The 11,747-nt window shown below is 68.8% G+C and carries 8 protein-coding genes; 7 read left to right on the plus strand and 1 reads right to left on the minus strand.

Going from position 1 to position 11,747, the window contains the following annotated elements:
• The coding region (locus tag ACFWF3_RS08665; RefSeq protein ID WP_379313090.1) for a DUF6049 family protein at positions 1–2,073 on the plus strand (2,073 nt) is incomplete at its 5' end.
• A gap of 72 nt (positions 2,074–2,145) precedes the next feature.
• Here the strand turns inward: ACFWF3_RS08665 and ACFWF3_RS08670 are convergent.
• A complete protein-coding gene (locus ACFWF3_RS08670) occupies positions 2,146–2,763 on the minus strand; it encodes a hypothetical protein (RefSeq protein ID WP_379313091.1) in 618 nt (205 codons plus the stop codon).
• A 660-nt stretch (positions 2,764–3,423) separates the two neighbouring features.
• Here ACFWF3_RS08670 and ACFWF3_RS08675 point away from each other — a divergent pair.
• The 6 genes from ACFWF3_RS08675 to ACFWF3_RS08700 all read left to right on the plus strand — a co-directional run bounded on the left by ACFWF3_RS08675 (position 3,424) and on the right by ACFWF3_RS08700 (position 11,554).
• Positions 3,424–7,041: a murein biosynthesis integral membrane protein MurJ gene (locus ACFWF3_RS08675; protein ID WP_379313093.1), complete on the plus strand. Its 3,618-nt coding sequence runs from the start codon at positions 3,424–3,426 to the stop codon at positions 7,039–7,041.
• A gap of 295 nt (positions 7,042–7,336) precedes the next feature.
• On the plus strand, positions 7,337–7,933 hold the full coding sequence (sigM, locus tag ACFWF3_RS08680; RefSeq protein ID WP_378635242.1) for an RNA polymerase sigma factor SigM: 597 nt from the start codon (positions 7,337–7,339) through the stop codon (positions 7,931–7,933).
• Between the two features lie 96 nt (positions 7,934–8,029).
• The gene (locus tag ACFWF3_RS08685) at positions 8,030–8,770 is read left to right on the plus strand and encodes a hypothetical protein (protein WP_379313092.1); all 741 of its coding nucleotides are present in this window, start codon (positions 8,030–8,032) and stop codon (positions 8,768–8,770) included.
• Positions 8,771–8,858: 88 nt separating this feature from the next.
• Positions 8,859–9,845 carry a thioredoxin-disulfide reductase gene (gene trxB, locus ACFWF3_RS08690; protein ID WP_378634632.1) on the plus strand — a complete coding sequence of 329 codons (987 nt, stop codon included), beginning with the start codon at positions 8,859–8,861 and terminating at the stop codon, positions 9,843–9,845.
• A 32-nt stretch (positions 9,846–9,877) separates the two neighbouring features.
• Entirely contained in the window at positions 9,878–10,210 is a 333-nt protein-coding gene (gene trxA, locus ACFWF3_RS08695; protein WP_189031738.1) for a thioredoxin, read from the plus strand.
• A gap of 132 nt (positions 10,211–10,342) precedes the next feature.
• Positions 10,343–11,554, plus strand: a complete 1,212-nt coding sequence (locus ACFWF3_RS08700) for a peptidoglycan-binding protein (RefSeq protein WP_378989372.1) — start codon at positions 10,343–10,345, stop codon at positions 11,552–11,554.
• Positions 11,555–11,747 lie beyond the last annotated feature (193 nt).

An 11,747-nucleotide genomic window follows, 5' to 3' on the forward strand; every position in this document is an offset into this window, starting at 1 on the left:
GGCTCGGAGGCATCGCTCGGGCTCACCGATCCCGGAGTGTATCCGCTGCTGCTCAACGTCAACGGTGAACCCGCCTACGGCACCCAGGCCAGGCTCGACGACGCGCGCTTCCTGCTCCCCGTCCTCGGACTGCCGCCCACCGGTGTGGACGGCAGCGCGGAACCGGCGGTGACACCGCCGCCGGAAGCGTCACCGATCGCGACCACGATGATCTGGCCGCTGGCCGACCGGCCGCGCATGGTCGCGGGCAAGCCCGGCTCGGTGAACGGCCAGGCCGAACTGCTCGATGACGAACTGGCGGCCTCGGTCGGCAAGGGCGGGCGCCTCGAACAGCTCGTCGCCGCGCTGGAATCGGTGGTGCCCGCACCGGGCAAAGACAGAAGTGTGGCCGGATCGGTGTGTATCGCCATCGATCCCGACCTGGTCTCGACCGTGCAGACGATGACGCGCGGCTATCGGGTGCTGGCCAGTCCGTCGGATCCGAGCGGGGCGACCAGGGAGGGGACCGGGGCGGCCAACGCGCAAGCCTGGCTCGACCGGTTGCGCGCGCTGGCCGGGTCGATGTGCACGGTGGCCCTGCCGTTCGCGCAGGTCGACGTGTCGGCACTGGCCGCGGTGAACGATCCGGGTCTGTCGGCGCGGGCCCTGCTCGCGCCCGCCGATGTCGTGGACTCGATCCTCGGCACGCAGTCGCTGCGCGGGGTGAGCCTGCCCGATTCGGGCAGCATCGACGATCCGGCCGGGCTGTTGTTGCGCGAGCACGGATACGGCACGGCGGTGCTGGCCGGTTCCGCGGTGTCGGGTGACGGGTCGCCCGCCGATACCGACAACGCGCTCACCTCCGCTCCGACCACGCTCACACCCGATGTGGTCGTCGGTGGGGAACAGTCCGCGCCCGATGTCGTGCGGGTGCCGGGCGTGAGCGCGGAACCGCCCGCCGGCGCCGCCGCCGGGACCGATCCCGCGCTGCGGGTGACCACCTTCGACATCTGGTCGGCGACCGCGCTGGCCGCGGTCGGCTCGAACCCCCCGACGCCGTCGTTCACACCGTCGAAGGTGCGTTTCGACGTCACCAACGACTCACGCGCGGCCCGGTTGCAGGACGCGCTCGGCGCGATGGCCTGGAGTGCGCTCAATCCGTCGCCGGACCGGCCGCGCTCGCAGCTGCTGATGCCACCGCAGCAGTGGGGTGCCAGCCGGGAGGAGGGCGTCGCGCTGCTCAAGCAGGTCGAACTGCTCACCCGCAACAACCTCGCCAGCCCGCGCAGCTTCACCGACCTCGTCACGCAGGCACCCGATCCGCGGCCGTTCGCGCTGGAGTATCTGCCGCGCGCCGCCCAGGACGCCGCGCCGGAACAGTTCATCGGACCGGTGCACGACCAGGGCGCCCGGGTGACCGAGCTGATGCGCGCGCTGGTCGAACTGCCCGAATCCGAGCTCACCCCGCACGCGTTCCTCACCCCGGCACGCGAGGATCTGCTGCGCGCGCTGAGCCTGTCCGACCGCAGGGCCGACAACGACACGCTCGCCGACCTGCACGCCCAGCGGCGCATCGACCAGGCGACCCGTGAACTGGACACGATGTTCTCCTCGGTCTCGGTGCTGCCACCGGGCGGGGTGTACACGCTGGCCTCCGAGCAGAGCCCGTTGTTGCTGGTGGCGCGCAATGAACTGCCCGTCGCCATCCGGGTGATGTTCCGGATCGAAGCGCCTGCCGAGACGAACATCACCGATATCGGCGAACAGCTGCTTCCGCCGTCCGGGACCCGGTCGTTCCAGATCCCGACCGAGGTGAGCGACAGCCGTAAGCTGGTCATTCCGATCGCCCTTACCACCCCGGACGGGATAGCGCTAGGAGAGGCGACCTCGGTCTCGGTGCGCTCGAACGCCTACGGTCAGGCCCTGGCCATAATTACCGCATGTGCCGCGATACTGCTGTTGCTGCTGGCCGGGCGCCGACTGCTGCGGCGGTTCCGCGGACAGCCCGACCCCGCCGACGAAGGGTTCACCCCGGAGACGGTCGAACGGGCGGGTCGACTGCGGCGGGCACGTCAGCGGCTGCAACGGCAGTGAACACCCGCGCCTGACGCGCGGTCAGGGCACCATGACAGACAAGGACGAGAGTGGCACTGGTGAGCGAAACGCTCATCGGACCGGCGGGATTCGCGGGTTACGCCGGGTACAGGAGGCATGATGGGCGACGATGATTCCGCTCATCGGCGTGACCACGACGACGACCCGACCCTGCGCCGGGCGCCCAGTGCTCCGTGGGAACGCGGGATGACGGCCGGACAGGACGCCGACCGCGACGAGGCCGCACAGCACGTGGATCGGCGGCCCGGCGCGCCTGGTCATCGACCGGACGCCGCACCTCGCGATGGCCGACCGCCGGTACGCCCCGGTGATCCGGCGTTCGAACAGCCCGGTGGATTTCGTCAGCCGGGGAATCGGCCCGCGGTGGATCTGCCCGGCGCGCCACGTCATCCCGGTGAGCGGCCCGCCGCGCCAGGTCCTCGGCCCGGCGTGCGCCCCGAACAGGCCGGATACCGTCCCGGGCCGGATCACGGCGCCGCGCCGGCTCCCGGTCGCCCCACTGAACAGCCACCGGCCGGGTTCCGCCCGGCACAGGGTCAGCCACGCCCGGCCGACTACCGCCCGGATCAGCAGCGCCCGCCCCAGGGCGACCGCCAAGGGCGCGGGCCCGCTCCACGTCAACGACCGCCCGGCCAGGCGAATCGTTCGGGTGAATTCCCGCAGCAGCAACGTCCCGGACCGCCGCCGCGCCCCGGTGTAGGCATCCCTCCCGGCGCGCCGCAGCCCCCTGCCGGTCCGCCCGGCCTGCCCCCGCGCCCCCCTGCTTACGGGCCGGACGGTCGCCCTGTACCTCCCCAGCAACGCCATGCACCTGGTTCCGGCGCGCGCTCGGGCGAATTCCCGCAACAGCAACGGCCCGGACCTGGTTCCGCCGGTCGTTCGGGTGAGTTTCCGCAACAGCAGCGCCCCGGACCTGGTTCCGCCGGGCGTTCGGGTGAGTTTCCGCAGCAGCAACGTCCCGGACCGGACGGATTCGCCCCGCGGCGATCCGGGCCGAACCCGTCGGGCGAGTTCCCCCAGCAACGACCGGTCCCGCCGCGCGGTGGGCAGTCCGGCGCCATTCCGAGACAGGATCGGCCCGATCAGGCCGGTGGCCGCAGGCAAGCTCCGCCGGAACAGGGACGTCCAATGCCGTCGCGGGGGAGTTTCCCCGGGATGCCCGCCGCGGATCCCGCGCGGGATGGCCGCCAGGCAGGCGCCGGATTGGGCGATCGTGGACGGAACGCGAGCGGTGTGCCCGCCGGCGATCGGTCAGCGGAGCGGACTCAGGTCATCGCCCGGCCGAAGAAGGTAGCGGCCGAACCTGCCGGCAAGGCGGGCGGCGCCCCGATGAGTGCCAACGCGAAGCTGCTCAAGGACTCGGGTTCGATCGCCGTCGCGACGCTGATCAGCCGGATCACCGGATTCGCCAAGCAGCTGCTGTTGCTGACCGTGCTCGGTCCGGCCATCGCGAGTGCGTTCATCTCGGCGAACCTGATCCCGAACATGGTCGCCGAGCTCGTCCTCGGCGCCGTGCTCACCGCCATCGTCGTGCCGACCCTGATCCGCGCCGAGCAGGAGGACGCCGACAACGGCGCCGCGTTCGTGCGCAGATTGGTGACAGCGGCCTTCACCGTGCTGTTCGTCGCCACGGTGCTCACCTTGGCGGCCACGCCGATCCTGGCCGGTCACGTGCTCGTCTCCTCCGACGGCAAGGTGAATACGAACCTGACCGTCGCGCTGACCTACCTACTGGCACCCGCGCTGCTCTTCTATGGCATGTCCGCGCTGTTCACCGCGATCCTCAACACCAGACAGGCGTTCAAACCGGGTGCGTGGGCACCCGTGATGAACAATGTGGTCGCGTTGACGGTGCTGGCGGTCTACGCGCTGACACCCGGCGAGATCACGCTCGACCCGGTGCGCATGAGCGACCCGAAACTGCTGGTCCTCGGCCTCGGCATCACCGCGGGCGTGGCGACACAGGCGCTCTGCCTGCTGCCCGCGATCCGCAGGCACGGGATCAACCTGCGTCCGCTGTGGGGAGTCGACGCGCGGCTCAAGCAGTTCGGCAAGATGGGCATCGCGATCATCTTGTACGTGCTGATCAGCCAGGTCGGCTTGGTGGTCGCGAACAACATCGCCTCCTCGGCCGACGAAGCGGGTCCCGCGATCTTCGCGAACGCGTGGGCGCTGTTGCAGCTGCCCTACGGCGTGATCGGGGTAACCCTGCTCACCGCGATCATGCCGAGGCTGAGCCGCAGCGCCGCCGACGACGACACCCCCGCCGTGGTCGACGACCTGTCCGTAGCCACGCGACTCACGATGATCGCGATGCTGCCGATCGTCACCTTCATGACGCTCGCGGGCCCGGAGATCGGCCAGGCGCTCTACGGCTACGCGCGATTCTCCGGTGACGCCGAACGGCTCGGCAGCGCGGTGAGCTGGTCGGCGTTCTCGCTCATCCCGTATTCGCTCGTACTCATCCATCTGCGGGTGTTCTACGCGCGCGAGCAGGCATGGACACCGACCTGGATCATCCTCGGCATCACGACGATCAAGATCCTGATCTCGGCGCTGGCACCGGTCATCGCCCGCGACAGCGACGACGTGGTGATCGTTCTCGGTGTCGCCACCGGCCTCGGATTCACCGCGGGCGCGGTGATCGGCGGCGTGCTGCTGCACCGCAGCCTCGGCGACCTGCGAATGGTCAATGTCGGCCGAACTGTGACCAGAGTGTTGCTCGCCTCGATCGCGGGCGGCGCGGTGATGCTGATCGTCGACACGGTGACCGGACTCGACCGTGTCTCCGGCGGCGCGGGCTCGCTGCTGCGCGTTGTCGTCGATTCGCTGGTCATGTTCTCGGTGGCCTTCGGCCTGATGCGTCTGGCCGGTATCCCCGAGGTCGTCGCCATCACCGTGGCGATCTCGCGCAAGCTCGGCATCACCCCGCCCGCGCCGGATCTCGGACTCGACGACACCCCGGCAGACGACATCTACGCGACCACCGTCCTGCGCCGTCCCGATACCTACGGATTCCCCGCATATGGGCAGTCTTTGGACACCCAGACCATGGTGCTTCCCGTCATTCGACCGGGCGCTGTTGACAGCACCGGTAAAGCACAGTTCCCGTACGCTGTTCCGCAGACCGACACGGGTTTTCAGGCCGAAGGAGGACCGAGGGTGAGCGATGACGCGGTGGGCGGCGTCCCGGCCGCTGATTCTGCGGCGCGCGCGGCAGCAGGAATGTCCACCGAGGTCGGGCCCGATGCGCCGAACTCGACGGATTCCGAACATACCGACGCGCCAGACGAAGGCGATACGCACGAAGACGACGCACGTTCGGCCATGCCGCCGCACGATCCGACATACGACACCGGCATGCTGCCGATTCCCCCGCAGGTGCCCCCGAGCGCCGCGGCCAACCGTGGGCAGCGTGGCCCCAAGCTCATCCCCGGCGCGTCCGTCGCCGGTGGCCGGTACCGATTGCTGGCCGGTCACGGGGGTGCGCGCGGGCTGAAGTTCTGGCAGGCACTCGATATCAAGCTCGATCGCGAGGTCGCGCTGACCTTCGTGGACGCGGATCAGACCTCGGGCGAGAACTCCGGTCACGACGGCCCGCAGGCGGTGCTGTCGCGCACGCTGCGATTGGGCCGGATCAATTCGCCCGGCCTGGCCAGGGTGCTCGACGTGGTCCGTGGCAGCTCCGGCGGCATCGTCGTGGCCGAGTGGACCCCCGGTCGTTCGCTGCGTGAGATGGCCGAGACCGTGCCGTCGCCGGTCGGCGCGGCCAGGGCCATCAGGGCGCTCGCCTCGGCGGCCGAACTCGCGCACCGTGGCGGCGGCTCGCTGTCGATCGATCACCCCGATCGGATCCGGATCAGTGCCTCCGGTGACGCCGTCCTCGCGTTCCCCGGCACCCTCGGCGATTCCGACGCGCAAGGCGACGTCCGCGGCCTCGGCGCGATGCTCTACGCCCTGATCACCGCGCGCTGGCCGATTCGCGTCGGCGGTGTCACCGGGTCGGCGGCCACCATCGGCGGCCTGCGACTGGCCGATTTCGGGCCGGACGGCACGCCGGTGGAACCGCGGCAGATCCGACCGGAGGTGCCGTTCGAGATCTCGGCCGTCGCGGTTCGCTCGCTCGAATCCAACAAGGGCGTGCGCACCGCTGCCACCGTGCAGCACGTGCTCGAGCAGGCCTCGGTCGTCGATCAGAAGACCGACTTCATTCCGGTCTTACGTCTGGGTCAGCGGGCTGTGGCCCCCGGTGCCGATTCACTCGCCGACCCGGAACTGCTCGCGGCCGAGCGGGAACGCTCCAAGCGGATGATGTGGATCATGGTCGGCCTCGGCGTGCTCGCCGCGCTGGTGGTCGGCGTGCTGATCTGGTGGATGGTCAGCATCTTCGCGCCCGGCGCGTCGGACAAGCCGCTGGACCAGCAGATCAATATCGGCCTCACCTCGAGTGTGGCTCCGCCCGCGGCGTCCGCACCGCCCGCCGACGACCCCGCGGCACCGCCGACGAGTGTGCCGGTGCCGGTCACCGGTGCCGCGGTGTTCTCCCCGGAGGGCACCCCCGACGGCGCCGCGGCGGCGGGCGCGGTGCTCGACCACAACGCGGCGACGGTGTGGCGCACCGATCAGTACTTCCAGCAGTTCCCCGCCCTCAAGAAGGGCGTGGGGCTGCTGGCCACGCTGCCGACGCCGGCCAAGCTCACCAATGTGTCGATCACCTCACCCAGTGCGGGCAGCACGGTCGAGATCCGTACCTCGCCCACCGAGGCGCCCACGCTCGACCAGACCCAGCTGATCGGTTCGGCCAAGCTCGGTGACGGCGTCACCGATATCGCCGTGCATACCGATCAGGCCGCTCGTTTCGTGCTCGTCTGGATCACCGGACTGGCGAATTCCGGCGGTCAGTTCCAGACCGCGATCGCCGATGTCCGCTTCGACGCGGCCCCTTAGTCTCATCGCGCCGTAAAACCCTCCCACCTCTGCTATCTGCGCAGGTGGTCGATCATTTCCGGGCCCCTTGCCGATCTTCATCGAACCGCGGTCCGGTTGGTGCGTAATTGTTATCAACGATATGATCCCCCCGCGCTCTCGGTTGAGAGTTACCCAGGATTTGTTGACGTCGATCCTGGACGCCGCGTTGTAGTCAGGTGATGGATCGGCCTTGTTCGTCGGCTCGAAGTCGCCGTAATGAGCGCTGTCCAAGGGGTCAGTTTTGTCGCCGGATGTCAACGAGCAAGTCCGCGGTGTGCCACCGCGGCAGGTCGCGCCCAGCGTCCGCTCGTTCCTGGAGAACGGCAGCGACAAGCAACTGCTTGCCGCCCACGTTCGCGGGGAACCGTATGTCTTCGCCGAACTGCTGCGCAGGCATTCCGACCATCTCTGGCAGACCGCGCTGCGCACGTCCTACAACCGCGAGGACGCCGCCGACTGTCTGCAGGACGCCTTGTTCTCGGCCCATCGCACCGCCGACTCGTTCCGCGCCGAATCCGAGGTGCGCAGCTGGCTGCACGCGATCGTGGTGAATGCCTGCCTCGACCGGATCCGGCGCAACAAGACCCGTCGCGCCGTGTCGATCCTGCCCGACACCATGCCCGAGGCGGTCGACCCGCACGATGCCTTCGCGCATTACGAACTGTCCACCGTCGTGAGCGAGGCGCTGTTCACCCTCCCTGACGAACAGCGATTGGCCCTGGTCATGACCGAGATGGAGGGCCGCAGCGTCGCCGAAACCGCCGCTGCGCTCGGCGTGGCGCCGGGCACGATCAAGAGCCGATGCGCCCGAGCGCGCGTACGTTTGCAAGAACGTTTGGAATTTTTCCGGGATCCAGGGAACCGGATGTAGTCGGGATGCGTCATTAACAGTGACGAACAAGTCAGCGATGTAAATCCTGCGATCCGATATCGACAGAACAGGGGAGGTGCGAGGGTGTCTCGATCCGTGCCGCAGCCTCCGTTCCCGTCGGAACTGCTGGCCGATCTGCATGCCGACAACCTCGCGCCCGAATTGTGCGAGCAGCTGTGGCCCGTGGTCCGCACCGACGAAGACGCGCTGCACTACCTGAACAAGCTCGACGAGGTGAACACCCACCTCCGTACGCTCGCCACCGACGAGCGGGTCATGCACCGCATGCCCGACGACGTGGCCGACCGCATGTTCCGATTCGTCGCCGAACTCGACGCGGGGGAGGGCCCGACCGAGCGCATCACGCCGCTCGCTGCTGTTCCCCCCGCACCGGCCGGCGAGGCCCCGATCTTGCTGGATCGCTACCGCTCCCGGCGCCGACTGGGGCTACTCGCCGCGGCCGCCGCCACCGTGGCCGTCCTGGCGGGCGCCGGTGCCGTGTTCAGCACGTTCGACACCACCGAGGGCACCCCCACCGCCGCGCCGTTCACCGAACCGGCGGCCGCCGACGAACTCACCACCGCCGCCGCACTCCGCGCACTGGGCAAACGCGACGTGATCGGCCCGCTGGCCGACGAAGCAGCCCTCACCCGCTGCGTGCAAGCCAACGGCATCGACCGCGCGGTACTGGGAGCGTCGAATATCACTTTCCGTGGCTCCGACGCCGTCCTGGTCCTCGTCCAGGGCGAGCAGGCCCCCACCATCACCGCCCTGGTGGTCGGTACCGGCTGCACCACCGGCACCCCGGAACGGCTCACCCTGCGCGACATCGGTTGAGGGACCAGCCGCAAAGAAATACCGGGAACAACACCGTTTAGGCTGTTGTTGACCGACACGTCCCAGCTTTACTTCTCGGAAGGTCCCCATGAGCACGCCAGTTCGCGACCTGATCATCGTCGGCTCAGGACCCGCCGGCTACACGGCGGCCGTCTACGCCGCCCGCGCGGAGCTTTCGCCGCTGGTCTTCGAGGGCACCCAGTTCGGTGGCGCCCTGATGACCACCACCGAGGTGGAGAACTTCCCCGGCTTCCGCGACGGCATCATGGGCCCCGACCTCATGGAGCAGATGCGCGACCAGGCCAAGCGTTTCGGCGCCGAGCTGCGCACCGAGGACGTCGACGCGATCGACCTGTCCGGCCCCGTGAAGAAGGTCACCGTCGGTGACGAGACCTTCGAGGCCTACGCCGTGATCCTCGCGATGGGTTCGGCCGCGCGCTACCTGAACGTGCCGGGGGAGCAGGACCTGCTCGGCCGCGGTGTGAGCGCCTGCGCCACCTGCGACGGCTTCTTCTTCAAGGGCCAGGACATCGTGGTGGTCGGCGGCGGCGACTCCGCCATGGAGGAAGCGACCTTCCTCACCAAGTTCGCCGCGAGCGTCACCATCGTGCACCGCCGCGAGGAGTTCCGTGCGTCACGGATCATGCTCGAGCGCGCCAAGGCCAACGAGAAGATCAAGTTCCAGCTCAACTCCGAGGTCGTGAAGGTCAACGGTGAGAAGAGCGTCACCAGCCTCACCCTGCGCGACACCCGCACCGGCGCGGAGTCCGAGCTCGACGCGACCGGCCTGTTCGTCGCCATCGGGCACGATCCGCGCAGCGAACTCGTCAAGGGCCAGGTCGCACTCGACGGCGAAGGCTATGTGCAGGTGACCGATCCGGGCACCGCCACCGATGTCGCGGGCGTTTTCGCCGTGGGCGACCTCGTCGACCACACCTACCGGCAGGCGATCACCGCCGCGGGCACCGGCTGCCGCGCCGCGATCGACGCCGAACGCTGGCTCGCCGAGCAGGGCGACATCACCGCCAACACGCTCGACCATGCCGACGGCCCGGCCGCCGTGCGCGCCAACTGATTTCGAGTTCCACCCCTGTCGAGGAGACACCCATGGCCGAGAGTGCCAACACCATCACCGTCACCGACCAGTCCTTCGCCGACGACGTCCTGCTCAGCGAAAAGCCGGTGCTCGTCGACTTCTGGGCCGACTGGTGCGGCCCGTGCAAGATGGTCGCCCCCGTGCTGGAGGAGATCGCAGGCACCCACGCCGACAAGCTCACCATCGCCAAGCTCGACACCGAGGCCAATCCCGGCACCGCCCGCGACTACCAGATCCTGTCGCTGCCCACGATGATCTTGTTCCAGGGTGGCAAGCCGGTGAAGCAGATCGTCGGCGCGAAAGGTAAGGCGGCGCTGCTGCGCGAGCTCGACGGTCTCATCTAACACAGAGCATCCGATAAAAGCGTCTCCTACCGGCCGACGCGCCGTAGGATGCCTGGACCCGGGATTCCCGCAAAGCGGCCCGGGTCTGAGACAATCGACGGACGCTCCGGCCGAAGGAAAGGGCTCTTACGCATGCACCGACTTCGTCACGGCGATTCAGGACCAGCCGTCGCAGAGGTTCGGAGCACCCTCGCAAGCCTCGGTTTCCTGCATCTCCCACACGTCGAATCCACTGACGGACCGGAGTATTGGAAGGACACCGAGGCGGTGTTCGATCGGCCCCTCGATTCGGCGATCCGCGCGTTCCAGCAGCAGCGCGGTCTGCTCGTCGACGGGGTGGTCGGTCCGGCCACCTATCGCGCGCTGAAGGAAGCCTCCTACCGGCTGGGTGCTCGCACGTTGATCTACCAATTGTCGGCGCCGCTCTACGGTGACGACGTGGCCACCCTGCAGCGCAAGCTGCAGGATCTCGGCTTCTACGTGTACCGGGTGGACGGGCACTTCGGCCCGCACACCCACGACGGGCTCAGCGCGTTCCAGCGCGAGATCGGCCTGTCCGCCGACGGTATCTGCGGACCCGACACCTTGCGCTCGCTGGATCTGCTCGGCGCGCGCGTCACCGGCGGCAACCCGCATCGCATCGCCGAGGAAGAAGTGGTGCACCGGGCGGGCCCGCAGCTCACCGGCAAGCGGATCGTCATCGACCCCGGATTCGGCGGCGCCGACAAGGGTTTCGCGGTACCCACCGAATACGGTGACGTCTACGAGTCGGAGATCCTGTGGGATCTCGCTTCCAGGCTCGAAGGCCGGATGGCCGCGACCGGTATGGAAACCTTCCTGTCCCGGCCGTGGGGCGCCAACCCCACCGATGTCGAACGCGCCGACACCTCCAACGCCTTCGATGCCGACCTGATGATCTCGCTGCGCTGCGCGACCAGTGACAACCCGTCCGCGAAGGGAGTGGCCGGCTTCTACTGGGGCAACTCGCACGGTTCGGTGTCGATGATCGGTCAGGTACTGGCCGGTTTCATCCAGCGCGAAGTGGTGGCCCGAACCTCGGTGCAGGACTGCCGGACTCATCAGCGCACCTGGGACCTGTTGCGCCTGACCAAGATGCCGACCGTGCAGGTCGACCTCGGCTACCTCACCAACGACTACGACGCCTCGGTGCTCACCAACCCGCGCATGCGCGACGTGATCGCCGAAGCGATTCTGATCTCGGTGAAGCGGCTCTATCTGCTCGGCCAGGACGACCAGCCGACCGGCACCTACACCTTCGCCGAGTTGCTCGCCGAAGAGCTGGCGGCCGCCGACGCTGGCAACGTGCCCGCCCCGCGCGTCTAGCCCACACAAGACCAACGGCCCCGCGGTTGTCCGCGGGGCCGTTCTTGTTGTCTCGGGTCAGTGCGCGCCGACGCGCGAGGGCGGTTCCATCGACGCCGCCGCCAGGAGTTGGTCGGGCGCGCGCGCCACATATTCCTTAACGCCGTGCACGGATTGGAGGTGCAGGCGCAGCCGGGGGGATCGGTGGTGCGGG

Source organism: Nocardia sp. NPDC060220 (genome assembly GCF_042727815.1).
GTDB lineage: Bacteria > Actinomycetota > Actinomycetes > Mycobacteriales > Mycobacteriaceae > Nocardia.